This is a genomic window from Hymenobacter sedentarius (assembly GCF_001507645.1).
Taxonomy (GTDB): Bacteria; Bacteroidota; Bacteroidia; order Cytophagales; family Hymenobacteraceae; genus Hymenobacter; species Hymenobacter sedentarius.
This window is the reverse complement of the sequence record NZ_CP013909.1, coordinates 2,608,145-2,632,433: the sequence shown is the minus strand read 5'-3', so window position 1 is coordinate 2,632,433 and position 24,289 is coordinate 2,608,145. Positions and strand designations below refer to the sequence as shown.

Sequence of the window (24,289 nt, the reverse complement as noted above, 5' to 3'; positions counted from 1 at the left end):
GGAGAATAGCGGGCGGGCGTGCGACCTTTGCGGTTCGCATTGCCCGCCCGCTTCTTGTTTCAACTCCTCGCTTACTTCCGCTTCTGGCTTCGTTCGGGCAATGCCCACGGGCTCCACTCCCCATTCGTGTTTGGGCTCTACACCTCGGTGGTGCGCCACACCGGCTTTTTTGGGGCCTATGCCCCCATCGAGGAGCGGCGTCGGGAGTTGCTCCGCAGCTCGGCCAGCATTGGCGTCACCGATTTCGGGGCCGGTTCGCACACCGGCGCCGGCCAGCAGCGCCGCATTGCCGACATTGCCCGGACCGCGGCCAAACCGCCGCACCTGGCGAAGCTGCTGTTTCGGCTGGTCAATTATTTCCGGCCGGCCACGATTTTAGAATTGGGCACCTCGCTGGGGCTCACCACCTCTTACCTGGCTGCGGCCGACTCGCGCCAGCAAGTCGTCACCTTCGAAGGCTGCCCCAACGTGGCCACCGTGGCCCGCGAAACGTTTGCCACGCTGGGCCTTAGCAACATCAACATTGTCGAAGGCAACATCGACGACACCCTCGCTCTTGCCCTGGCCGCCCTGAGCAAACCCGTCGACTTTGCCTTTTTCGACGGCAACCACCGCCTCGAGCCGACGCTGCGCTACTTCGAGCTGTGCCTGGCCCACCGAACCAACGAATCCGTGTTTGTCTTCGACGACATCCACTGGTCAGAGGAAATGGAGCAGGCCTGGGAGGCCATCAAGGCCCATCCGGAGGTGACCATGACGGTTGACCTATTTTATATTGGGCTGGTTTTCTTTCGCAAGAATCAGCCCAAGCAGCACTTCTGGCTGCGCGCTTAAGTACAGTTTGGATTATTGGGTGGCAATTGCCTTCCGGACCAGGACTTCTCGCTCGGGCCGCTCGGCGCCCCGCATTGCCAGCAGAAATTCAGCGAAGCGTATGGCATCGACGTCAACGGGGCCGAGGGAAATATTCAGCTCCTGAAATCCTAGCTCTTTGCCTAGTTTCGCCATGCCTTGGTGGAATTGGCCTTTTTTTCGAGAAGGCTCGAATGCCTCATCTACCACTAAGCATACGAATTGCTGGCGGTGTATCTCGACGAGGTAAGCATCCCGAATGAGTTCCCAATTTATGAATTCGTGATGCGTGGTGCGGTCAAACACCCCGAACTCGTTGACAATAATCTGGGGACGGCGGTCAAGGAGTTGGAAAATGCCGATGGAAAAACAAAGGCCGAAGAAGCCAATAATTGCCCAGATTACCACTTGTGGTGTGCCTGGTTGTCCCAGCAAGAAGAAGCCAATACCGACGAAGGCAGCACACCCAAGCAACAACCTCTGGGCTTTCCAGCGAGATTTATAAAGCCGAAACTCAATCATTGGCTCTATTCAACTAGTCCCATTTTAGGCCTGTAGCCCCTGCGGGTCAACCTCACCAGAGTCCCGAATGGCCTCGCGCACCCGCGTAAGCTTTACCATCAGGGCTTCGAGTTGGTCGAGCGGCAGCATGTTGGCGCCGTCGGATAGCGCGGTGGCCGGCGTGGGGTGGGTTTCGATGAACAGGCCGTCGGCGCCCACGGCAATAGCGGCTTTGGCGATGGTTTCGATGAGGGCGGGCTGGCCGCCGGTCACGCCGCTGCTCTGGTTGGGGCGCTGCAGCGAGTGCGTCACGTCCATTACCACGGGCACCTGGAATTCGCGCATGGCGGGCAGGTTGCGGAAATCCACCACGAGGTCGGAATAGCCAAAGGAGTTGCCGCGCTCGGTGAGGATGACGTGCTCATTGCCGGACTGCCGGATTTTATCCACGGCCCATTTCATGGCCTCGCCGCTCAGGAACTGGCCTTTTTTCACGTTCACCACTTTGCCGGTTTGGGCCGCGGCAATGAGCAAATCGGTTTGCCGGCACAGGAAAGCGGGAATTTGCAGCACGTCGACGTACTCCGCCGCCAGCGCCGCCTCGCCCGATTCGTGGATGTCGGTGACGGTGGGCACGCCGATTTCGCGGCCTACTTTCTGCAGGATGCGCAGCGCGGTTTCGTCGCCGATACCGGTGAAGGAATCGAGCCGCGAGCGGTTAGCCTTGCGGTAGGAGCCTTTGAAAATAAAGGGAATCTGGAGCTTGTCGGTGATGTGCTTGATGCGCTCGGCAATGCGCAGCGCCATGTCTTCACCTTCGATGACGCAGGGGCCGGCCATGAGGAAAAACTGGCCGGAATTGGTGTGGCGAAAATGCGGGAGCGTGTTGGCGAGGGCGGTGAGCATACGTAATTATTTCTTTTTCAAACAAATAAACAGCTCCCGCCCCTGCCGGGGCGCAAGCGAGTTGGTGGCCGTTTCGAAATGGCGGAAGTCGAAATACGGCGCAAAGTACTGGCGGTACTCTTCTTTGGTGCCGCCAAACGGGGGCTCCTGCACCGGGCCAAAATCGGTGTCGAAAAGCAGCCCCATCAGCGTGCCGCCGGGCCGCAGCAGCGCCGCGCAGTTCTGGGCATAGGCCGGGCGCAAGGCTGGGTTTAAGGCACAAAAGAAGGTTTGCTCCACAATCATGTCGTAAAGCGGAGCGTTGGGCAGGGCAAAGAAGTCGGCCAGCAGCAAGTGGTCGGCGGGAAAATCGGGCACGCGGGCCGCTAGCGCTTGCAGGGGCTCGGGCGCCAGGTCGGCCACAAACACGTGCCGGAAGCCCAGCTGGTGCAGGTACTCGGCTTCGTAGGCCCGGCCGGCCCCGGGGATGAGGATGCGCGGCTGCTGCGCTACGTCGAGCTGGTCGAAGTACGCGTGCAGTGGGGGCGTGATGCGGTGGGCATCCCAGCCGTCGCGTCCGGTGGCGTAACGGCCTTGCCAGTAGGCGGCATCGAAGGCCGGAAAAAGCGTTTCCATTCCGTCAAAGTTTAGGTAAAACTTGCCAGGGCACGGAAGTCCCCTATTTTTACGCCCAAAGGTAAGCGCCGCACTGCGGCGCGCGCCTCAAATACTTATCGCATTTCTCGCTTAATAATTCCCGCATGGACCCTAACGAAACCCCCGAACCCCGTTCCAATAACAGCCGCGTCCTACTTTGGGTAGCCCTTGTGCTGGTGCTGCTTGGCATCAATGGGGTTTTGTTTTACCTCAACCAGCAGAAAGGCCAAAAGAACGAGGAGCTGACCACCGAGGTAAAAGCCAAGGATACCAAACTGCAGGACCAAATAAAGCAATACGAAGCGCTGAAGGCCGATTTTGAGCGGCAAAGTCAGGAATTGCAGGCCCTGGGCCTGAGCAACGATTCGCTCGAGTCCAAGATTGCCAGCGTCAATGCCGATCTGCTGAAGCTGCGCTCCTTCAAAGCCGGCAGCTTCTCCATTGCCCAGCAAAACCTCTTCAAGCAGCGCGCCCTGAACCTGGAAGGCCAGCTGCGCAAGAAGGACGACGACATTGCCCAGCTCAAGAAAGACAACGAGACGCTTTACACCGAAACGAGCACGCTGAAGGAAAAGCAAAACAAGCTGACCGACACCATCAGCACCATCGTGCGGTCCAACCAGGAGCTATCGGAAAAAGTAGGCGTGGCCTCGCGCCTGCAGGCCGATAACATCAAAGTGGCCATCATCACTTCCAGGAATAAGGAGAAGGAGGACGACAAGGAAGAGTTCAAGGCCAAGAAGGTGGAAAAGGTGAAGGTTACCTTCAACCTGGCCCGCAACGACGTATCGCCCAAGGAAACCAAAGCCATTTACATGCGCATCTTGGAGCCCGACGGCGCCGCGCTGTATAACCTAAGCACCGGCGGCGGCACCTTCACCGTGGACGGCCAAGAGGCGTTTTATACCCAAAAGCAGGACGTGGTGTACGACAACACCAAGCAGAAACTCGAATTTGTGTACGCCAAAGGCGCCGATTACAAGAAGGGGCAGCACACCGTGGAGCTCTATGAAAGCGGCCAGCTGATGGGCAAAACCACCTTCACCCTGAAATAGCTACTGCTAGGCACAGGGCATAAAAAAAGCCGCTTCAGAAATCTGAAGCGGCTTTTTTATGCGCAATCGGTTCACTTTACTGAGCGGTCACTAGGCTTTCATATTCATCGAGTTTGGCCAGGGTGGCCGAAATATCTTCCGTTAGCAGCGTAATTACTGCGCCTTCCGGAGCATTTTCGAGCACGTAGTCGATAGATTCCATTTCGTCCTCGATGTAGGTAATGGGCAGGTCGGGCTTGTCGAGCCGCAGGCCACGCTCCATGATTTCGCGCAGGTACTCGGCGCTCTTGCCGCGCAGGTCGTCGTTCTGGCGCAGTATTACTTCATCGAAGATGCGACCTGCAATGCGCGCGAAGCTCAGCGTGTCCTCATCGCGCCGGTCGCCCAAGCCCGAAATCACCCCGATTTTGCGGGTGGCTGTAGTTGCCTCCATGAACTCCGCAAATTTGGTGATGCCCGCCGTGTTGTGGGCGTAATCCACAATGACTTCGAACTTCGGAAACTTGTAGGAGTTCATTCGGCCCGGCGTCTTGGAGCCCGAGGGCACAAAGGTGCGGAGGGCTGTTTTGATGTCGTCGCGGTCGAAGCCGGCCAGGTAGCCGGCCAGGGCCGCCGCCAAGCTGTTCTCGATGTTGAAGCCAGCCCGGCCCCCAAACGTGACGGGAAACTCGGCGGCGCGGTCGATGCGCAGCTTGTAGCTGTTTTTGTAGATGGTGATGTAGCCTTCCTCATAAACGGCAGCCACGCCGCCCCCTTCCACGTGCTCGAGGATGCGTGGGTTATTCTCGTCCATGCTGAACAAGGCCACGCGGCAGTCGACGGTGCGGGCCATGGCGTATACCAGGTCGTCGTCGGCGTTGAGCACGGCCCAGCCGCTTTTGCGCACCGTGCGGGGCAGCACGCCCTTCACGGCCGCCATTTCCTCCACCGTGTTGATGTCGCGCATGCCCAGGTGGTCGGCTGCTACGTTGGTCACCACGGCAATGTCGCAGGTGTTGAAGCCCAAGCCAGAACGCAGCATGCCGCCGCGGGCTGTCTCGAGCACGGCGTAGTTTACGGTAGGGTCCTTCAACACAAATTCAGCGCTTTGGCTGCCGGTGCAGTCGCCTTTTTGCAATTGCACGCCCTGAATGTAAATACCGTCGGTGGTGGTGAAGCCCACCTTGTAGCCCTTGCTGGCCACCAGGTGCGCAATGAGGCGGGTGGTGGTGGTTTTGCCGTTGGTACCCGTCACGGCAATGATGGGGATGCGGGCCGTGGAACCGGGCGGAAACAGCATGTCGACCACGGGCGCGGCCACGTTGCGCGGCAGCCCTTCGGCCGGCGAAATGTGCATGCGGAATCCCGGGGCGGCGTTTACTTCAATCACGGCGCCGCGGCTTTCGTTGAGCGGCACGGCAATGTCGGTGGCCATGAGGTCGATGCCGCAGATGTCGAGCCCCACGATGCCTGCCACCCGCTCGGCCAGCAGCACGTTGTAGGGGTGCATCATATCGGTCACATCGGCAGCGGTGCCGCCCGTGCTGATGTTAGCCGTGCTCTTCAGGTACAGCGTCTCGCCGGCGGGCAACACCGATTTTAGCGTCAGGTCCTTGCTTTTGAGAATGTCCAGCGTGTGCTTATCGGCTTTGATGGCCGTGAGCACTTTCTCGTGGCCCACGCCGCGCCGGGGGTCTTTGTTCACTTCGTCAATCAGCTGCTGAATGGTGCTACTGCCATCGCCGGTCACGGCGGCGGGCGTGCGCTTGGCGGCGGCAATGAGCTTGCCGTTCACCACCAGCAAGCGGAAGTCAAAGCCTTCGATGAACTGCTCCACAATCACGGCCCGCGAATACGCCTGGGCGGCCTTCAGCCCCTCCGCGGCATCCTTCCAGTTCATGATGCGGATGGTGGCGCCCTTGCCGTGGTTGCCATCCAGGGGCTTGGTCACGATGGGGAAGCCCAGCTCTTCGATGGCGTCGCGCAGGCCGTCTTCCGAGTACACGGTGGTGCCGCGGGGCACGGGCACGCCCGCGTCTTTCAGCATGGCCTTGGTGCGGTTCTTATTGCCGGCTACCTCCACCCCGGCGTGCGACGTGTAGCTGGTAGTGGTGGCCCAGATGCGCTTCTGGTTCACGCCGTAGCCCAACTGGATGATGTTGCTGTTCTTGAGCGAGATGTAGGGAATGTTACGGGACGCCGCTTCCGCCACAATGCTATAGGTGCTGGGCCCAATAAACTCTTCTTCCCGAATTTCGTGCAACTCGTCGATGATGGGTTTCAGGTCCACCTTCTCTTTTTTGCACACCGCCTCCACTATCTCCACGGCCGCCTCGATGGCCCGGCGCCCGGCGCGCTCCTCCTGGTAGTCAAACACCACGTACTCCACCCCTTCCTCCTGCGCCGGGTACGACTTGCCCCAGAACACGGGCATGCCGGCCAGCCGCTGGAGCTCCAGGGCTACGTGGTAGATGACGTGGCCCAACGGTTCGCCGTCGTTCAGCTGGTCCAAATTGAGCGGTGGGCGCTTGGCCGACTGCTTGCCGCCGCTCATGCCGCTCGGCTGCGCCTGCCCAATGTTCGGGAAGAGCTTGATTAACCGCCCGCCCAGCCCGGGCACGGCATTCGACCATTTCCCGGCAAATTCTTCCAAATCAACTTTGGCAACGATAAGCTTGGTGTGTTTAACAGACCAGTAGCTTGGGCCGCGCATGGTGCGCAGGTCAATGATTTTCATGTGTGGAAAGGAAAGGCGTTTGAAGCCCCGTACGTAAGTACCCCGGGCTTGGCTGCTAAATTTAGGCATAATGCAGCCCAAAACCGTCAAACCACCATGCCTAGCAAGAAAAAAGCCCCACCTGCCGGTTGGCAAATGGGGCTTCTTCCTTAATACTCAGAGGTGACGGGCGGATTCGAACCGCCGTAGGAGGTTTTGCAGACCTCTACCTAGCCACTCGGTCACGTCACCAGTAGTGGTCTTTGGGAGCGCAAAGGTAAGCAGCCCGTTTGGGGTGGGCAAGGCTAAGGCACAAAAAAAGCCCCGGCATTGCGGCCGGGGCTTTTTCAGTAGCGGAAGCTAAGCGTTAGGCTTTGGCTTCGTCGTCCTTTTTGTCGGCGTCGTCGCCGGCAATCAGGTCTTTGGCTTTGTCAACCAAGTCGCCGGCTACTTCCGAAGCTTTCTCGAAAGCAGCGGAGTGGGTTACGGCGTCTACGGCGTCGGTGGCAGCGTGCTTCACTTTGTCGAAGGTCTCGTTGTGCGAAACGGCTTCGGCAGCGTCGGCGGCTACTTCCTTCACCTTGTCGAAGGCAGCAGTGGCAGCACCGGCGATGCCGGCCAGCAAGCCACCCTCTTCGGCCGGTGCCTCAGCAGCCGGAGCAGCTTTGGCGGCCTTCGGAGCCTTGGCAGCAGGAGCTTCCTCAGCAGCAGGCTTGGCAGCGGCAGCAGCAAGCTTCTGCTCGCCAGCCTTGCGCTCGTTGCCCATCATCTGGTCGCGCAGGGCGCTCAGCGCGTCGAGGTCGCCCAGGGTGGACTTCTCTTCGGTCTTCTTCAGGTCGCTGATTTTGCCTTCGCCCTGGGGCTCACCGCCTTTGGCGTTGGTCTTCTTCTTGAACTTGGCGTTGCGGCTGTCGTCCTCGGCGGCTGCAGCCTGGTTGTACACGGCAGTGTGCGAAAGCACGATGCGGCGGTCATCCTTCGAGAACTCGGTTACGCGGAAGTCCAGTGCTTCGCCGTTTTCGGCGGTGCTGCCGTCTTCCTTCACCAGCGACTTGGGGTAAGCGAAGCCCTCGATGCCGTAAGGCAACTCGAGAACAGCGCCACGCTCCGACTTCTCGGTGATGGTAGCACGGTGTACCGAGCCGGGGGTGAATACCGACTGGAACGTATCCCAGGGGTTTTCCTCCAGCTGCTTGTGGCCCAGGGCCAGGCGACGGGCGCCCAGGTCCAGCTCCAGAACAACTACGTCCAGCTTGTCGCCCACCTTCACCATTTCCGATGGGTGCTTGATTTTCTTGGTCCACGACAGGTCCGAAACGTGCACGAGGCCGTCTACACCCTCTTCCAGCTCAACGAACAGGCCGAAGTTGGTCAGGTTGCGCACGAGGCCGCTGTGCTTGGTGCCCACGGCGTACTTGTCGCCGAAGTCGCCACGCGTCCAGGGGTCTTCGGTCAGTTGCTTGATGCCGAGGCTCATCTTGCGGTCTTCGCGGTCGAGCGTCAGAATTTGCGCTTCTACCGTGTCGCCCTGCTTGATGAAGTCCTGCGGGTTGCGCAGGTGCTGGCTCCAGCTCATTTCCGAAACGTGGATGAGGCCTTCTACGCCCGGTACCACTTCCATGAAAGCGCCGTAGTCGGCCACGTTCACGATGCGGCCCGATACTTTGGAGCCCGGCTGCAGGTCGGCGGGCAGCGAATCCCATGGGTGGGGAGTCAGCTGCTTCAAGCCCAGCGAAATACGCTTCTTGGCTTCGTCGAAGTCCAGAACCACGATGTTCAGCTTCTGGTCCAACTGGAGTACTTCGCTCGGGTGAGCGATGCGGCCCCACGAGATGTCCGTGATGTGCAGCAGACCGTCGACACCGCCGAGGTCGATGAACACGCCGAAGTTGGTCATGTTCTTGATGTTGCCTTCCAGAATCTGGCCTTTCTCCAGGTTGTTGAGGATGGCTTCACGCTGCTTCTCGAGGTCTTTCTCGATGAGTACTTTGTGCGAAACCACGACGTTGTCGAAAGCGGAGTTGATTTTCACAACTTTCACTTCCATGCGACGGCCCACATAAATGTCGAAGTCGCGGATGGGCTTCACGTCGATTTGCGAGCCGGGCAGGAAGGCTTCTACGCCGTCGAGCTCCATGATGAGGCCGCCTTTGGTGCGACGCTTCACTACGCCTTCGAGGATGGTATCCAGCTCGAGGGCATCGTAAATGGCCTTCCAGGCCTGCTTGATTTTAGCTTTCTTGCGGCTCAGGATGAGCTGGCCGTTGGCATCTTCCTGGTCTTCGATGAACACCTCTACCTCGTCGCCGATTTTCAAATCGGGCAGGTCGCGGAATTCGGTAATCGACACAAGACCATCGGATTTGAAGCCGATGTTCAGGATTACGTCGCGGTCGGTGATGCCAACCACGGTGCCCTTCACTACTTCTTCTTCCTGTACGGTCGTGAGCGTGTCGCCGTACATTTTCTCCATCTCGGCACGCTGGTCAGCCGAGTAGTTTCCACCAAAACCGGTGGCTCCGACATTATCCCAGTCGAAATCGTCAATCAAATCTGCCATAAATAGCTGTTGGGCACCTCTTAGGTAAACGTAGCGGCCGGTGCCCGGGCCCTTACGCGGTTCTTGTTGAACACCTTGCCGTTGTGCAGCAAGGCCCGCCACCCTGGCGGGGCCGCAAAGGTACAGGATTTGGGGCGGTTATGCTAGTGCATCGGCGTCATCCCTAACCTGCTTTTTAACGAAGCTCAACGGCTGGATATAATATCATCCTCTTCCACTATCGTCTCAATTGTGGCATTGGCCCAGTGAGCTTTGCAACCACACCCGGCCGCGGACGGTAAGAGAAAAACATCTCTCTTAACTCCAAAACCCTCTCACGCATGGCCATCCTAAAAGCAGGAACCGATACCGCCGGACATCCGGTGAACATTTTTTACGAAGACTGGGGCCAGGGCAACCCCGTGGTGCTGATTCACGGCTGGCCGCTCGACCACACCATGTGGGAGCACCAGATGGTGGAGCTGCCCAAGCACGGCCTGCGTGTGGTGGCGTACGACCGCCGCGGCTTTGGCCGGTCGTCGCGCCCGTGGACGGGCTACGACTACGACACGCTGGCCGCCGACCTCAACGCCCTGCTCGAAGAGCTGGACCTCAGCAACGTGACGCTGGTGGGCTTCTCGATGGGCGGGGGCGAAATAGCCCGCTACCTCGGCACCTACGGCGACGCCCGCATTGCCCGCGTGGCCTTCATCAGCGCCGTGACGCCCTTTATGCTCAAGACCGACAACAACCCCGAAGGCGTACCCCAATCGGTATTTGACGGCATGCAGGACGGCATGAAGAAAGACCGGTTCGACTTCCTGCAAACCTTCGCCAAGAGCTTCTACGGCGTGGGCATGATAAGCCACCCGGTGAGCCAGGGCGTGCTGGACTGGAACTTCACGGTGGCTTCGCTCGCTGCGCCAAATGCCACGAGCGACTGCGCCAAGGCCTTTTCCAGCACCGACTTCCGGGCTGATTTGCAGGCCGTGAAAGTGCCCACTCTGGTGATTCACGGCGATGAAGACGCGACAGTGCCCATCGAGGCCAGCGGCGCGCGCACGGCCAAAATGATTCCGCAGGCGGAATACAAGGTTTACAAGGGGGCGCCCCACGGCCTGTTCTTCACCGACAAAGACCAATTGACGGTGGATTTATTGTCGTTTGTTGGCAGATAATTATTTGATAACCGGCTGTCATGCTGAGCGGAGTCGAAGCATCTCTACTGCTTCGTTGGACCGATTGGTTTAGTGTTGCGGTAGAGATGCTTCGACTCCGCTCAGCATGACGTTCTGGCAAAACAAAAAGCCCCGACGCAGCTGCGTCGGGGCTTTTTGTTTATCGGCTTAGCTCAACCTAAGCGGCGCGGCCCATCTGGCGGAGGAAGCCTACGTGCGAGGCAATGGCCGAGCGGGTGTGGCGGTAGTTGTTGTAGGTCACGTCAAACTCGCTGCACACCTGCTGCACAATCTTGCTGATGGCGGGGTAATGGACGTGCGAAATCTTGGGGAACAAGTGGTGCTCAATTTGGAAGTTGAGCCCCCCTACCAACCAGCTTACCACCTTATTATCCGTAGCAAAGTTGGCCGTGGTGCGCACTTGGTGGATGGCCCACTCGTCTTCGAGTTTAGCAGTAACTGGATGAGGCACGGGAAAAGCGGCATCCTCTACGGTGTGGGCCAATTGGAACACCATGCTGAGCACAAAGCCGGCCACGGCCATGCTCAGAAAGAAGCCGGCCAACCAGGGCAGGAACCCTACCATGTAAATGGGCAGCACCACGAAAAGCACCAAATTGAGGGCTTTGAAGCCCCAGAAGCTGATGTGCTCACCGGCGTTCATGGGCTTGAGGCCTATGGCGCCGATTTGACGGGTGAAGTACTTCTGGTAGTCCATGGCAAAAATCCAAGTGATGTACAGCATGCAGTACAGGGCCCAGAAATAGAAGTGCTGATAGCGGTGCAGCGAGTGCTTGGGCTGGTCGGGGGTCATGCGCATCCAAGGCTTCACGTCGATGTCGTCGTCGTGGCCCTCGATGTTGGTATAGGTGTGGTGGATGAGATTGTGCTTGGAATTCCACATGTAGGGGCTGCCGCCCATCACGCCCAGGGTGTAGGCCGCCATTTTATTGAGCCACGGAAAGCGGGAAAAGCTGCCGTGTGCTCCGTCGTGCATCACGTTAAAGCCCGTGGCCGCAATGACGCAGCCCATGAGGGTACACTCGAGCAGGGCCCAGGCGGCAGCCGGCGTAAAAAACACCAAGTGCACGTAAAGCGCGACCATGGTGCCCACCAACAAGATTGCCTTTAATAAGAGGCCCGAATCCCCCGTCATTGGCCGACCAGACTCCTCGAAGTATTGATTAATGCGAGTTTTAAGCTCGGTGTGAAAGGAGCGTGTAGCGGCAAATTTGGGTAAGGACATGGGCGGGATTTAGGGAAACGAGGCACAAAGGTACCCCTCTCCAACGGCGCATGGTCCAACTTAGTTTAAAACTTACGGTTCAGCTCAATTCAAATACGCGTGCCAGTTCTGGTCGATGGTGCCGGCCGATAATTTGAGGAAGCCCGCCAGGGTGGGTTTCTTGGGCTGCTGCCGGATGGTAAGGCCGGCTTCGTTGGGCGTGTGGTGGCCCTTGGCGTGGTTGCAGCGGGCGCAGGCTGTGAGCAGGTTGGTCCACGAGGACTCGCCGCCGCGCGAGCGGGGCACCACGTGGTCGAGCGTCAGGTTTTTGGTGGAGCCGCAGTACTGGCACTCAAAATGGTCGCGCTTGAAAATGTTGTGCCGGCTCAGGGCAATGCCTTTGTAGGGCACGCGCACGTACCGCTGCAAGCGAATGATGCTGGGCTTGGGGTAGGCATGCGAAATGGTGCGCAGCGTGCCGTGCTCCGACTTGGCCACCATCTCAGCTTTGTCGAGAAACAAGAGCACGAACGCCTTCTGCACGCTGCACAGGGTGATGGCGGTATAGTCGCCATTCAGCACTAACACTTTTTGGTCCATACACGCTTTTGGGCTCGGATAACCCGCCGAAATCTAGCGGTTTCCAAGCAAATAAACAAGCGGTATTGGGTTAAGTTCAGTGATGCGGAGGCCTGAAAAAAGAACGTCATGCGGAGCTTGACGAAGCATCTCTACCGCGAGAGCAACCCCAATTGAATGGATTACTTCAGCGGTAGAGATGCTTCGACAAGCTCAGCATGACCTTCTGGATAATGACCTACTTGTTAGCTTACTTCCTCCCCTACTCCGGCAGCAGGCGTTTGAGCAGGCGCAGCTTGTGAGAGTAGCGCTGCCGGTCGCGGTTGTAGATGCCGTTGTGGTCGAGCGGGTCGAGGCGCACTTCGCCGTGGGCGTGCAGAATTTGGCCTTCGTCCATCACCATGCCCACGTGCACAATCCGGCCTTCCGCGTTATCGAAAAAGGCGAGGTCGCCGGGCTTGGCCTGGGCCACGAAGTGCACGGGGCGGCCGTGGTCAATCTGCTGGCGGGCATCGCGCGGGAGCTGAATGCCCACCAGGCCGTAGAGCTGCTGGCAAAGGCCCGAGCAGTCGAGGCCGAACACGCTTTTGCCGCCCCACACATAGGGAGCCTTTAAATAGAGCAGGGCCATTTTGCGCAGCAGCGCGGCCTGGCGAACCGGGTCGGGGGCGGCGGTGGGGTTGGTGGCGGTGCCGTTGAAAAAGTACTGCCGGTCGCCGAGGCGCAGGTTCATGCCATCGAAGAACGGCAGGCGGCTGCCCAGGGTAAGCGGGATTTTGGTGGTGGCGTCGCTCACGGCCTGCACCACGTCCAGCACGCGGGGGTGGTCCTGGGCGCACCAGGCGTCGTAGTACTCGGCCGATACGGGCGTGTGCTGCTTGTAATCCATCCAGCCCACGTAGCCGTCGGCGGCGAGCTGCACCTGGAACCAGTTTTCCTGCTTGACCAGCACTTGGTAGCACTCGCCAAAAAGCAGTTGGGTAACCAGCTCAGCCCGGTCGTTGGGCTCGGCGCGGACGGGGACAGCGCTCAGGGCGCAGATACCGGGATTCAAAAGAGTGACGGAGTAAGTGGGGTGACTGAATTTCGAGTGACTGAGTGCCAGAGCAACTGAGTAATTTCCTGCAAAGAAAGGCGAAAGCGAAACGCGGCTCGGCGGCTGAGCGGTGCTTCACTCAGTCATTCAGCCGCTCAATCGCTCCCTAGAGGCGTTCCATGTCGCGCTTCTGGGCTTTTTCCTTGAGGTCGTTGCGTTTGTCGAACAGCTTCTTGCCTTGGGCCAGGGCGATTTCAATTTTAGCGAAGCCGCGGTCGGTCACGAAGAGGCGCAGGGGCACGATGGTCAGGCCCTGGTCGACGCTTTTGCCAGCCAGCTGCTTGAGCTCGCGCTTGTTGAGCAGGAGCTTGCGCTCGCGCATGGCGTCGTGGTTGTTGTAAGTACCCAGGGAATAGGGCGCGATGCGCACGCCGTGAATCCAGAGGCTGCCGTCGGTATGGAACAGGCAGTAGCCGTCCTGGAGGTTGACGTTGCCGTCGCGAATGCTCTTTATTTCAGTGCCTTGCAGCATCACGCCCGCGTCGTACTTGGCCAGAAAAGTGTATTCGTGGCTGGCGCGGCGGTTTTTGATATTGATGATGGCGGGTTTATCGTCTTTGGCCATGTAGGGAGGGTAACGCCACTTTTAGTGGGAGGGTCATTGTACGGTAAGGGTAGAACGCGAAAGCAGGCAGCGCGGACGACCGTTCCAACCGAAAGTTGGAGTCACAGCTTCAGGCGCGGGTCGGGGCTGGTGAGTTGGGTGGCAAAGTCGCCGGCTTCGAACTGGAAGTGCGCCGTCATGGCCACCATGGCCGCGTTGTCGGTGCAAAAAGCAAAGTCCGGGATGAAGACCTCCCAGCCCTGGGCCACGGCTTCGGCCTCCAGGGCGGTGCGCAGGCCGGAGTTGGCCGCTACGCCGCCGGCCAGGGCCACTTGCGTCAGGCCGGTGTCGGCGGCGGCGCGGCGGAGCTGGCGCAGCAGCGTGGCCACGATGGTGTGCTGGATGCTGGCGCAGAGGTCGGGCAGGTTTTCGGCCACGAAGTCGGGGTTGGCAGCCGTTTCTTTCTTCAGGAAATACAGCACCGAGGTTTTCAGCCCACTAAACGAGAAATCGTAGCCCGGCATGGCCCCCACCGGAAAGGCAAATCGCTGGGGGTCGCCCTGGCGGGCCAGCTTATCGAGGTGCGGGCCGCCGGGGTACGGCAGGCCGAGCAGCTTGGCAGTTTTGTCGAACGCTTCGCCGGCCGCGTCGTCGATGGTTTGGCCCATTACCTCCATTTCCAGCGCCGATTTCACCACCACCAGCTGCGTGTGGCCGCCGCTCACGGTGAGGCAGAGGAAGGGAAAAGTGGGCTTGGGGTCGCGCAAGAAGTGGGCCAGAATGTGGGCGCGCATGTGGTTCACGGCCAGCAGCGGCTTGCCCAGCGCCAGGGCCAGGGTTTTGGCAAACATGCCGCCTACTAATAAGGAGCCCAGCAGGCCGGGGCCCTGGGTCACGGCCACGGCGTCGAGGTCTTCCTTGGTGATGCCGGCTTCCTGCAAGGCCGCTGTGACCACGGGCAGCATGTGCTGCTGGTGCGCCCGCGACGCCAGCTCGGGCACCACGCCGCCGTACTGCTCGTGCACTTTTTGGGTGGCCACTACATTGCTCAGCAGCTGGCCGCCGGCCAGCACGGCCGCGCCGGTGTCGTCGCAGGATGATTCGATGGCGAGGATGATAGGACGAGCGAGCATGGTGTTAGCGCGAAACAGCGCTTCGCGGCGTAGATATCAGGGGTAAAGGGACGCACCGGCAAGAAAGCCCGTGGCAGCATATGGCTGTGCTATACAACCGCCCGCCTCACTTTTCGGCCCGGCAAAGGTAGCAGCGCGGCCCCGCGGCCGGGCACCAAAAGATGAACCCGAGCCCCGGTCCGGCCGTTCCCATGGCTTGATACTTGCGCTAGGCTGCCCAGCCGTTGTCGCAAACGGCTAAAAAACCGCAACTTTGCGGATTACCTCGCGTTTTCCGCTTAATTCCCTCCTGCCCCGGTGCGTCGTTTCTTCTCCGTTCTGCTAAAAGTACTGCTGGGCCTTGGGCTGGTGGTGGTGCTGGCCGTGGTAGGTGCCCTGATTGCTTTGCGGATTCCCAGCGTGCAAACGCGGATAGCCCACGAGGCCGCGGATATCCTGACCCGCAAGCTGGGCCAGCGCGTTACGATTGGGCGGGTTGATGTGCGGCCGTTTTCGCGCGTATTGCTTGAAGGCGTGCGCGTGCAGGACCGGCGCGGCGGGGAGCTGTTCAGCATTGGGCAGGCAGATGCCAATATTTCGCTGTTCTCGGTGTTTGACCCGCGGCACCTGCACATCGCCAAACTCACCCTGAACGAGCCGCGGTTTGAGCTAAAAAACCTGGCGGGCCAGCCCGATTCCACCACGTTCAACCAATTCCTGGCGGCCGTGAAGCGGCTGGTGGGCCCTTCAACTGACACGACCAAAAAGGCGCCGTTTGATTTTCGGATTTCCGACGTTGCCCTGCGCAACGGCCACTTTGCCATTGAAAAGCAGGACGTGCCGCACGCGCCCACCTACGGCAAGAGCATCGACTACGACCACCTGGTGGCCGACAGCATCTACGCCGACATCTCCCAGATACACCTCGGCGACACGGTGGGCATGCGCATCAGCCACCTGCACGCGGTGGAAACGCCGTCGCAAACGCAGCTGCGCGAAATTACGGCTGACATGCTGTACCACCCGCACTTCTGGGAGTTCAAGAACCTGAGCCTGCGTGTTGGCAAAAGCCAAATCAAAGATTACTTGCGCTTTGAGTACCGGGTCTTCAGCAACTTCACCGATTACAACGACTCGATGAAGACCATTGCCCGCCTGCGGGGCTCGCGGGTGTACACCGATGATATTGCTAAGTTTGCCCCCCAGCTGGCGACGATGCACGAGTCGGTGGCGATTTCCGGCGATGCCTCGGGCTACGTGCGCGATTTCAAGGTCAATAACCTCGACGTGCGCTACGGCAAGGGCACCCACATTGTGGCCAAGCGGGCGCACGCCGACAACCTGCCCAACTACAGGGAAAGCTTCATCGACCTGCGCCTGATGCCGTCGGTGGTGCTGGCCAGCGACCTAGAGCGCTGGCTGCCTGCCTCGGCCAATAAGATTGTGCAGCGTCTGGGCCGGGTGAAGCTGCAAGGCCAGGTGCTGGGCTTCTACAACGACTTCGTGGCCAATGCCTCGTTCGACACGGCCCTGGGCTTTGTGGCGACAGACGTGAACCTCAAGACCAAAACCGACCTAACCCACGCGGCTTACGAAGGCACGGTGCGGTCGAATAACTTCCAGTTGGGCAAGTTCTTGGGCGATGAATCGGTCATTCGGGACGTGACGCTGAACGGGCATGTAGCGGGCGTGGGATTCATTCCGCCCTTTGCGCGCGGGCAGGCCACGCTCACGGTGCCGGCCATTTGGCTCAACGGCTACCGCTACCACAACATTTCTCTGAAGGGTGACTTTCACCAGCAGGCCTTTAGCGGGCACTTTGCCGTGAACGACCCGGCCGTGCGCCTCGTGGGCGACGGCCACGTCGACCTCGACCGCGAGCATCAAGACGTGGCCGTCAAGACCAAGATTGACTACGCCAACCTGCGCACCCTGGGCCTCACCAGCCAGCCGTTTACGGTGGCCACCACGGCCGACGTCAAGTTTAAGGGTGTGGAGCTCGACTCACTCATCGGCCACGCCTACCTGCGCAAGTCACACTTTAGCATGGGCCCCCGCAAGCTCAACCTCGACACCCTCGACGTAGTGAGCACCCGCAACAGCCGCAACCAGCGCCGCGTGACGCTGCGCTCGGAAGCGGTGGACGCCAGCGTGGCCGGCACCTTCAACACCTCCGACGTGGTGCACGACGTGGTGACGCTCATCACCGAATACCGGCTCAATTTTGAGAGCAACGCTACCGCTACGGCCAACTACTACCGCAAGAAGCGCCAGCGCGTGCTGCCGGTGTATCAGATTGACTTGCTGTTGAATCTGAAACGGCCCAACCCGCTGCTGGCGCTGTTTGTGCCCGACCTGGAGGTAGCCAACGGCAGCCGCATCGACGGGTCGTTCCGCAGCGGCGAGACGTCCATCTTCCAGCTGGGCGGCCACCTCGACAGCCTGCGCTACGGCCCTGTGCGCACGGTGAACAACGACTTCGACTTCCTCACCTCCAAGCTGCCGTACAAGGCCGACATTCTGGCCCAGGCCAGCATCACGAGCGAACGTCAGGTGCTGCCCACGCTGGCGCGCACCGAAAAATTCATTCTGGAGGGCGTGTGGGACCAGCAGCGCATCAACTTCTCCACGTCGCTGGCCCAAACGGGCACCACCAACAAGGCAGTTATCAACGGCTCGTTGGGCTTTTTGCCACGCGCGGTGGAAGTGGTATTTCGCCAATCGGGCCTGCACCTGCTGGATAAGGATTGGGCCATTGCGCCCAATAACTCGGTGCGCATTTCCGGCTACGGCCGCGAGTTCGAGATTAACAACCTGAATTTCAGCAGCGGCAACCAGTTTGTAGGAGCGCAGGGCTTCATCTCGCCCGATGCTAAAAAGCGGCCGCTGGAGCTGTCGGTGCGAGACTTCCAGCTGGCCACGCTGAACACCCTGATTGGGCAGCGCCTGGAAGGCCGCGTGAATGCCCTGGGCACCGTGAGCGGCGTGTACGGCCCGCTCACCATCAATAGCACCATTGGGGTGGATTCTTTGACCTACGACGGCACGCTCATCGGGCAGGTGGCCGGTCGCGGCGACTGGGACAACACGGCCAGCAAGCTGAACGTGAACCTGGACGTGGCCCGGGCGGGCCAGTCGGTGCTGACGGTGCTCGGCGACATTGCGCCCAAGGACCCCACCAACCAGTTTAACCTGACGGGCACGCTCAACGACGCCCCCATTGTGCTGGCCCAGCCGTTTCTGGGCTCGTTGTTCCGGAACCTGGGCGGCACCGGCAAGGGCGAGCTGCGGCTCACCGGCCTGTTTGCGGCGCCCAACCTGCTGGGGCAGGTCGACGTGAGCAACGGCCGCCTCACCTTCGGCTACCTGGGCACCACCTACACCTTCGCCGACCGCATCACCTTCACCAACCGCAGCATCGAGTTCCGCAACATCCGTTTGCGCGACGTGCTGGGCAATACCGGCACCGTCGACGGCATTGTGCGGCACCACGGCTTCAAGGACATGACCCTGGACATTGCGGCCAACTTCCGCCGGATGCAGGTGCTCAACACCACGCGCAAAGACAACGAGCTGTACTTCGGTACGGCCTACGCCACGGGCACGGTTCGCGTAACCGGCCCCACCAGCGACCTCGACATTGTAGTAAGGGCCAGCAGCGAGGCGGGCACGCGCATTTCGCTGCCGCTTGATAATGCAGCCCGGGCCCAAAAAGCCGGTTACATCAAGTTCGTGAACAATAACCCATTTGGCGATACTGTGCTCATAAAAAAGGCGCAGGTGGTAGCGGTGCAGGACAAAATCGACCTGTCGGGCATCAAGCTCAACATGAACCTGACCATCACGCCGGAGGCTTACGTGGAAATCCTGCTCGACGAGAGCACCGGCGACGTCATCCGCGGCTCGGCGGCCGGGCAGCTGCGCCTGGCCATCGACACCCGGGGCGACTTCAACATGTACGGCCAGGTGGAAATCGTGCGCGGAGCCTACAATTTTACGCTGCAGGGCCTGATTAACAAGGAGTTTGTGGTGCGGCCCGGGGGCCTTATTTCCTGGAACGGCGACCCGCTGGCCGGCGAAATGAATGTGACGGCCACCTACACTCAGCGCACGTCGCTTGCCCCCGTGCTCGGCACGGGGGCCTCGGGCAGCGCCGCCGTGGTACCCGTAACGGCCGTGATGAACCTGACCGGCCCGCTCCTGCTGCCGGCCATCAAGCTCAACCTCGAATTCAACGATGCGCCGGGCACGCTGCAGGGCGAATTGGCCGCGTTCACCACCTCGCTCCGCAACGACGAGCAGGAGCTGAACAAGCAGGTATTCAGCCTGCTGGTATTCAAGCAGCTGTCGCCGCCCGGCTCCATTGCCAACTCCATTTCCCTGCGCGGCCAGGACAACACGGTGCAGAACAGCCTGGGTCAGATTTTGAGTACGCAGCTGGGTTTGCTCACGTCGCAAATCGACCAGAACCTGGAGATTGACTTCAACATCAACGGCCTCACCGCCGAGCAGCTGCAGGCTCTGCAGGTGCGCCTGAGCTATTCGTTCCTGAACGGCCGCCTGCGCGTGACCCGCGAAGGCGGCTTTACCAGCAACGCCAACCTGGTAAACACCGGCACCGCGCAACCCAACTCAAGCAATACCGCCGGCCAGGCCTCCCTGCTCGGCGACCTGAGCCTGGAATACTACCTGCGGCCCGACGGCAAGTTCCGCACCAAGCTGCGCTACGAAACCACCCCGCGCGACCTGGAAACCATCAACCAGCCCCGCGCGGGCCTCTCCGTGCTGCACACCGAGCAGTTCAACTCGTTTGGGGAGTTGTTCAGCCGCAAAAACCCAAAAAAGAAGGAGCGTAACACTCAAAAAGCCCGCGAAGGCAAGGAAGTGCTGACCGTAGACGAGGACCCGAGAACGAATTTATAAGTCAGAAGCGACGGTCAACTCCCCTCCTTAGCTAAGGAGGGAATATTCGAACCGCAGGTTCGGATGGGAGTGGTTGGACTCGTTGCACGATAGGCGAACAATACTCGAACAACACCTGAACGATTCTACCGTGAGATGTTCAGGTCCAATCGTTCGCCTCTCGTTCAACGGCTCAACCACCCCAGCTCAACTTAGCAGTTGAGCGTCCCCTCCTTGGTAAGGAGGGGAGTTGTCGTTTGGTTTCTTTCATCGCCCCACTGCAGCTACCTTTGCCCACCTATGGCCGCCCCCACCACCCCCAGCACCCGCAAGAAAAAGCTCGGCTCTTATCCTACGTTGCTCGTGGTGTTCAGCATTACGCTGGCCTTGGTGGTGATTGGCTTGTTTGGCTTGCTGCTGATTCACGCGCAAAAACTCTCGGAAGTGGTGCGCGAGAACCTGGAGGTGCAGGTGTACCTCGACCGTGATTTGCCGGAAACTGAATTGCTGCGCCTGCAGCAGGACCTGGGCCACCTGCCCTATGTGGCCGAGCGCAACGGCAAGCCCCAAATCCGCTTTGTGAGCCGGGAAGAAGGCGCCCGGCAGCTGCTGCAAAGCACCGGCGAAGACTTCCGCCAGTTCTTGGCCGACAACCCGCTGCGCGATGCCTATGTGCTCAAAATCAAGCCCGAATACACCGACACCCTGCACCTGCGGCAGTTGGAGCGGAGCCTTTCCACCCAGCGCGGCGTGTTTGAGGTACAGTACCCGCAAGACCTGTTTGCCAGCATCAACAACAACCTGACCCGCCTGAGTTTGGTGCTGCTGGGCTTTGCGGCGGTGCTGGTGCTGGTGGTGGTCATTCTGATTAACAATACCATCAAGCTGGCGCTGTTTTCGCAGCGCTTCCTTATCCGGTCCATGCAACTGGTGGGCGCTACGCCGCTCTTTATCCAGCAGCCGTTTCTGCGCCGGGCCACCTGGCAAGGGCTGGCGAGCGGCTTGTTGGCGGCTTTGCTGCTGGTGGCGCTGCTGCAGTACGCCTACCTCGAAATTGAGCCGCTGCGCCTGCTGCGCGACGACCTCCGGCTGGGCCTGCTCCTGCTGGGCGTGGTGGTGCTGGGCGTGATAATCGGCTTTTTCAGCTCGGCCCGTGCCGTGCACAAATACTTAAAAATGTCGCTCGACGACCTGTACTAAGTCATTTATCAATTATCATTTATCAGCTGTTCTACTAGTCTAGCCGGCAAGCCGTTCTGAGAATGATAACTGTTAAATGATAACTGATAATTGATAACCGTTAATTGCTAAATGACACCTAAACCCGCGCCTCGCTTCGCCTTCGGCCCCCGCAACTATCGCCTGATGTGGATTGGGCTGGCCGCTCTGGCCGCTGGCTTCATCACCATGATGTTCGGCGACAAAGACAACTACGGCGAGGACTTCGTGGGCATCACGCTGGGGCCGCTGCTGCTCCTGCTCGGCTTTGGCATTGAGTTCGCCGCCATTCTGGTGCGCGACAAGACTCTGACTTCGAGCGCCAACGCTCCCACAGCCGCTCCCGGCACTACTACCGACAGCCTGACCTCGGCCCCGGCGGCTCCGGTGGCGGCCCCGGCCTACAAGCGCCTCTAATTAATGGTTAATGGCAAACGGTCAATGGTTAATACGGCCATTCATCGTCATTAACCATTAACCGTTTACCGCTAACCATTACTGCATGACCTATTGGCACGCGCTGCTCCTCGCCATCGTGGAGGGCATCACCGAGTTTTTGCCCGTTTCCAGCACCGGGCACATGATTATTGCCTCGGCCCTGCTGGGCATTCCCACCACGGCGTTTACCAAGCTTTACTTGGTGGTTATTCAATTTGGTGCCATCCTTTCGGTGCTCGCCGTGTATTGGAAGCGCTTTTTTCAGAGCGTCGATTTCTACCTGAAACTGCTGGTGGCCTTTCTTCCCATTGTGGTGGTGGGCCTTTTGCTCAAGAAGCACATTGATGCGTTGCTGGAATCGGTGACGACGGTGGCCGTGATGCTGCTGGTGGGCGGCATCGTGCTGCTGTTCATCGACCGGTGGTTTCCGCAGGAAGAGCCCAACGAGGGTGGCCACCCCGTGACGACGCCCAACTGGCGCGAGGCCTTCACCATTGGGCTGTTTCAGTGCATTGCCGTGGTGCCGGGCGTGAGCCGGTCGGCGGCCACCATCATCGGGGGCCTCACGCAGAAGCTCACCCGCCGGGCCGCGGCGGAGTTCGCCTTTTTCCTGGCTATGCCCACCATGGCCGCCGCTGCTGCCAAGGACCTGTATGACTACTACAAAGTGACCAAAGCCCAAGGGCTGGATCTGGCCCACACCTTCACAGCCGTGGAGGTGAAGCAGCTGATACTAGGCAATGTAGTGGCCTTTGTGGTGGCGCTGCTAGCCATCCGGCTGTTTGTGGGTTTCGTAACCAAGTACGGCTTCCGGGCCTTTGGTATCTACCGCATCATCGTGGGCGGCTTGCTCCTGATAATGTTGGGCCTGGGCATTAACTTACAACTGGTATGAGTGCAAAGCAGCTAGCCGATTTTGATTTTGAGACGGGCGAAGTCCTGCTGCTCGACAAGCCCCTGACCTGGACTTCGTTCGACGTGGTGCGCAAGGTGAAAAACGCGCTGCGCATCAAGAAAATCGGCCACGCCGGCACCCTCGACCCCCTGGCCACCGGCCTGCTCATTCTCTGCACGGGCAAGAAAACCAAGGAAATCGACCAGATTCAGGCGCAGGAAAAGGAGTACGCCGGCACCTTCCGCCTCGGCGAAACCACGCCCAGCTTCGACCTGGAAACGGCCGTGGACATGGCCCGCCCCTACGCCCACCTCACCCCGGAGGAGATTATCGCCGCCACGCTGCCCTTTGTCGGCACCATTCAGCAAACGCCACCGCTGTTCTCGGCCGTAAAAATCGACGGCAAGCGCGCCTACGAAATAGCCCGCCAGGGCCAGGAGGCCGAAATCAAGTCTAAGACCGTCGAAATCAAAACCTTCGAGTTCACGCGCATTGCGCTGCCCGAAGTGGATTTCCGGGTAGTCTGCTCCAAAGGCACGTACATCCGCAGCCTGGCCCGCGACCTGGGGGTGGCCCTGGGCTGCGGCGCCCACCTCACCCGGCTGGTGCGCACCCGCATCGGCGAGTTTCGGTTAGAGGATGCGTTTTCGCTGGAGGCCATCCAGGCCCTGCGCCCGCCCCGGCCCGAGGGCGAAGGCCGCACCCGCATCGAGCGGCCGCGCATTGCCCCCAACCGCGTGGGTCTGCAGTATTATGCGGCTCTTCAGGCCGATGCGCTGGCCGCCAAGGGACACCAGGCCCACGATGCCGCCGCCCCCGCGCCCGACATCGCGCCGGAATAACCTGCTGGATGAGGCCCGCCGGTTGCGGGGCAGCCGCAGCGCTAGCGCGCAGTTCGGGTAAGTGCCCGTTACCTTCGCGGCACATCTTTATTTGTCCATTCGCTTCCCCGGCGCCCCAATGCACGTCATCCGCGACCCGGCTCAATTTCCTTTTCTGGCCAATGCCGTCGTCACGAGCGGCACGTTTGATGGCGTCCACGTGGGGCACCAGCGCATCATGGCGCGGCTGCGCGAAGTGGCGCAGGCCAGCGGCGGCCCGGCGGTGGTCATCACCTACTGGCCGCACCCGCGGCTGGTGCTGGGCCCGCCGCCCTCGCACCCCGAGCTGCTGGAGCTGCAGCTTCTCAACACCCTCGACGAGCGAATTGAGAAACTGGCTCAACTCGGCGTTGACTACCTGCTCATTGTGCCCTTCACCAAGGAATTCGCGCAGTGGACGTCGGAGGAATACATCCAGAACCTGCTGCTGAAAACGGTGGGCACCAAGCAGCTGGTTATCGGCTATGACCACCGCTTTGGCAAAAACCGGGAAGGCGGGTTCGACTACCTCAGTCAGCACGCCGCCCGCTACGGCTTCACGGTAGAGGAGATTCCGCGCGCCGACGTAGACGCGGTGGGCGTGAGCAGCACCCGCATCCGCCAGGCCCTGCGCCAGGGCGACATCGCCACGGCCAACCGCTACCTCGGCTACCAGTACCCGCTCACAGGCACAGTGGTGCACGGCCAGAAGTTGGGCCGCACCATCGGCTACCCCACCGCCAACCTGGTGCCCACCGAACCGCTGAAGCTGGTGCCGGCCCGCGGCATTTATGCCGTGTGGGCTACCACCGCCGCGGGCACCCGGCACGAGGCCATGCTTAGCATTGGCGTGCGGCCCACCATTGGCAACGATTTGGCCCAGACGATTGAAGTCAATCTGCTGGATTTCACCGGCGATTTATACGACCAGCTGCTGACCCTTGAGTTTGTGGCCTGGCTCCGAGCAGAAGAAAAATATGACGGCCTGGACGCGCTAACGGCCCAATTGGCGTTGGATGCAGAGAATACCCGGGCCGCCCTGAAGTAGCTCGGCTTCT

At 60.1% G+C, this 24,289-nt stretch carries 19 protein-coding genes and 1 tRNA gene; 9 read left to right on the top strand and 11 right to left on the bottom strand.

Features of this window, described 5'->3' with window-relative positions:
• Positions 1–54 precede the first annotated feature (54 nt).
• Positions 55–834, top strand: coding sequence for an O-methyltransferase (locus AUC43_RS10805; protein WP_068193010.1), 780 nt, complete (start codon positions 55–57; stop codon positions 832–834).
• A gap of 12 nt (positions 835–846) precedes the next feature.
• Here AUC43_RS10805 and AUC43_RS10800 read toward each other — a convergent pair whose 3' ends face one another.
• Genes AUC43_RS10800 through AUC43_RS10790 form a run of 3 tightly spaced genes read right to left on the bottom strand, consistent with a single transcriptional unit; the run spans position 847 to position 2,874 of the window.
• Positions 847–1,374, bottom strand: a complete 528-nt coding sequence (locus tag AUC43_RS10800; protein ID WP_068193007.1) for an STM3941 family protein — start codon at positions 1,372–1,374, stop codon at positions 847–849.
• Positions 1,375–1,398: 24 nt separating this feature from the next.
• Complete coding sequence (gene kdsA / locus AUC43_RS10795) at positions 1,399–2,259, bottom strand: 3-deoxy-8-phosphooctulonate synthase (protein WP_068193003.1); 861 nt, start codon at positions 2,257–2,259, stop codon at positions 1,399–1,401.
• Positions 2,260–2,265: 6 nt separating this feature from the next.
• The gene (locus tag AUC43_RS10790) at positions 2,266–2,874 is read right to left on the bottom strand and encodes a methyltransferase domain-containing protein (RefSeq protein ID WP_068193000.1); all 609 of its coding nucleotides are present in this window, start codon (positions 2,872–2,874) and stop codon (positions 2,266–2,268) included.
• Between the two features lie 125 nt (positions 2,875–2,999).
• Here AUC43_RS10790 and AUC43_RS10785 point away from each other — a divergent pair, with 125 nt between their 5' ends.
• A complete protein-coding gene (locus AUC43_RS10785) occupies positions 3,000–3,950 on the top strand; it encodes a hypothetical protein (protein ID WP_068192997.1) in 951 nt (316 codons plus the stop codon).
• A gap of 76 nt (positions 3,951–4,026) precedes the next feature.
• Here AUC43_RS10785 and cphA read toward each other — a convergent pair whose 3' ends face one another.
• From cphA to rpsA, 3 genes are all read right to left on the bottom strand, one after another.
• A complete protein-coding gene (gene cphA / locus AUC43_RS10780) occupies positions 4,027–6,666 on the bottom strand; it encodes a cyanophycin synthetase (protein ID WP_068192994.1) in 2,640 nt (879 codons plus the stop codon).
• Positions 6,667–6,826: 160 nt separating this feature from the next.
• Positions 6,827–6,897 (bottom strand) — tRNA-Cys (locus AUC43_RS10775).
• Between the two features lie 115 nt (positions 6,898–7,012).
• Positions 7,013–9,205 (bottom strand): 30S ribosomal protein S1, encoded by a 2,193-nt coding sequence (rpsA, locus tag AUC43_RS10770; RefSeq protein WP_417999856.1) that lies wholly within the window; start codon positions 9,203–9,205, stop codon positions 7,013–7,015.
• 320 nt (positions 9,206–9,525) lie between these two features.
• Between rpsA and AUC43_RS10765 the strand changes: the two genes are divergently transcribed.
• The gene (locus AUC43_RS10765; RefSeq protein WP_068192991.1) at positions 9,526–10,362 is read left to right on the top strand and encodes an alpha/beta fold hydrolase; all 837 of its coding nucleotides are present in this window, start codon (positions 9,526–9,528) and stop codon (positions 10,360–10,362) included.
• Between the two features lie 178 nt (positions 10,363–10,540).
• On the opposite strand, the gene AUC43_RS10760 is transcribed toward AUC43_RS10765, so the two are convergent.
• From AUC43_RS10760 to tsaD, 5 genes are all read right to left on the bottom strand, one after another.
• Positions 10,541–11,467, bottom strand: a complete 927-nt coding sequence (locus AUC43_RS10760) for a fatty acid desaturase family protein (RefSeq protein WP_335340873.1) — start codon at positions 11,465–11,467, stop codon at positions 10,541–10,543.
• Between the two features lie 225 nt (positions 11,468–11,692).
• Positions 11,693–12,187: an HNH endonuclease gene (locus AUC43_RS10755; protein ID WP_068192983.1), complete on the bottom strand. Its 495-nt coding sequence runs from the start codon at positions 12,185–12,187 to the stop codon at positions 11,693–11,695.
• 241 nt (positions 12,188–12,428) lie between these two features.
• Complete coding sequence (locus AUC43_RS10750) at positions 12,429–13,220, bottom strand: C40 family peptidase (protein WP_071885879.1); 792 nt, start codon at positions 13,218–13,220, stop codon at positions 12,429–12,431.
• 148 nt (positions 13,221–13,368) lie between these two features.
• A complete protein-coding gene (gene smpB, locus AUC43_RS10745; protein WP_068192980.1) occupies positions 13,369–13,827 on the bottom strand; it encodes an SsrA-binding protein SmpB in 459 nt (152 codons plus the stop codon).
• A 101-nt stretch (positions 13,828–13,928) separates the two neighbouring features.
• Complete coding sequence (gene tsaD, locus AUC43_RS10740) at positions 13,929–14,939, bottom strand: tRNA (adenosine(37)-N6)-threonylcarbamoyltransferase complex transferase subunit TsaD (RefSeq protein WP_068192978.1); 1,011 nt, start codon at positions 14,937–14,939, stop codon at positions 13,929–13,931.
• A gap of 297 nt (positions 14,940–15,236) precedes the next feature.
• Between tsaD and AUC43_RS10735 the strand changes: the two genes are divergently transcribed.
• The 6 genes from AUC43_RS10735 (at position 15,237) to AUC43_RS10710 (ending at position 24,279) form a co-directional block, all read left to right on the top strand.
• Positions 15,237–19,841: a translocation/assembly module TamB domain-containing protein gene (locus tag AUC43_RS10735; RefSeq protein WP_068192975.1), complete on the top strand. Its 4,605-nt coding sequence runs from the start codon at positions 15,237–15,239 to the stop codon at positions 19,839–19,841.
• 279 nt (positions 19,842–20,120) lie between these two features.
• Positions 20,121–21,020 carry a cell division protein FtsX gene (locus AUC43_RS10730; RefSeq protein WP_068192972.1) on the top strand — a complete coding sequence of 300 codons (900 nt, stop codon included), beginning with the start codon at positions 20,121–20,123 and terminating at the stop codon, positions 21,018–21,020.
• A 111-nt stretch (positions 21,021–21,131) separates the two neighbouring features.
• Entirely contained in the window at positions 21,132–21,455 is a 324-nt protein-coding gene (locus tag AUC43_RS20065; protein ID WP_082685040.1) for a DUF3098 domain-containing protein, read from the top strand.
• A gap of 85 nt (positions 21,456–21,540) precedes the next feature.
• Positions 21,541–22,371 carry an undecaprenyl-diphosphate phosphatase gene (locus AUC43_RS10720; protein WP_068192969.1) on the top strand — a complete coding sequence of 277 codons (831 nt, stop codon included), beginning with the start codon at positions 21,541–21,543 and terminating at the stop codon, positions 22,369–22,371.
• A complete protein-coding gene (gene truB, locus AUC43_RS10715) occupies positions 22,368–23,213 on the top strand; it encodes a tRNA pseudouridine(55) synthase TruB (RefSeq protein ID WP_082685039.1) in 846 nt (281 codons plus the stop codon). Before AUC43_RS10720 ends, truB begins: the two co-directional genes overlap by 4 nt.
• A gap of 118 nt (positions 23,214–23,331) precedes the next feature.
• Positions 23,332–24,279 carry a bifunctional riboflavin kinase/FAD synthetase gene (locus AUC43_RS10710; RefSeq protein ID WP_068192966.1) on the top strand — a complete coding sequence of 316 codons (948 nt, stop codon included), beginning with the start codon at positions 23,332–23,334 and terminating at the stop codon, positions 24,277–24,279.
• Positions 24,280–24,289: the final 10 nt, after the last annotated feature.

Coding starts and splice junctions, on each gene's coding strand:
- truB (WP_082685039.1), top strand. CDS start 22,368: ATGAGTGCAAAGCAGCTAGCCGATTTTGATTTTGAGACGGGCGAAGTC.
- AUC43_RS10720 (WP_068192969.1), top strand. CDS start 21,541: ATGACCTATTGGCACGCGCTGCTCCTCGCCATCGTGGAGGGCATCACC.
- AUC43_RS10785 (WP_068192997.1), top strand. CDS start 3,000: ATGGACCCTAACGAAACCCCCGAACCCCGTTCCAATAACAGCCGCGTC.
- AUC43_RS20065 (WP_082685040.1), top strand. CDS start 21,132: ATGACACCTAAACCCGCGCCTCGCTTCGCCTTCGGCCCCCGCAACTAT.
- cphA (WP_068192994.1), bottom strand. CDS start 6,666: ATGAAAATCATTGACCTGCGCACCATGCGCGGCCCAAGCTACTGGTCT.
- AUC43_RS10760 (WP_335340873.1), bottom strand. CDS start 11,467: ATGGTCGCGCTTTACGTGCACTTGGTGTTTTTTACGCCGGCTGCCGCC.
- rpsA (WP_417999856.1), bottom strand. CDS start 9,205: ATGGCAGATTTGATTGACGATTTCGACTGGGATAATGTCGGAGCCACC.
- AUC43_RS10790 (WP_068193000.1), bottom strand. CDS start 2,874: ATGGAAACGCTTTTTCCGGCCTTCGATGCCGCCTACTGGCAAGGCCGT.
- AUC43_RS10800 (WP_068193007.1), bottom strand. CDS start 1,374: ATGATTGAGTTTCGGCTTTATAAATCTCGCTGGAAAGCCCAGAGGTTG.
- kdsA (WP_068193003.1), bottom strand. CDS start 2,259: ATGCTCACCGCCCTCGCCAACACGCTCCCGCATTTTCGCCACACCAAT.
- AUC43_RS10755 (WP_068192983.1), bottom strand. CDS start 12,187: ATGGACCAAAAAGTGTTAGTGCTGAATGGCGACTATACCGCCATCACC.
- AUC43_RS10710 (WP_068192966.1), top strand. CDS start 23,332: ATGCACGTCATCCGCGACCCGGCTCAATTTCCTTTTCTGGCCAATGCC.
- smpB (WP_068192980.1), bottom strand. CDS start 13,827: ATGGCCAAAGACGATAAACCCGCCATCATCAATATCAAAAACCGCCGC.
- AUC43_RS10730 (WP_068192972.1), top strand. CDS start 20,121: ATGGCCGCCCCCACCACCCCCAGCACCCGCAAGAAAAAGCTCGGCTCT.
- AUC43_RS10765 (WP_068192991.1), top strand. CDS start 9,526: ATGGCCATCCTAAAAGCAGGAACCGATACCGCCGGACATCCGGTGAAC.
- tsaD (WP_068192978.1), bottom strand. CDS start 14,939: ATGCTCGCTCGTCCTATCATCCTCGCCATCGAATCATCCTGCGACGAC.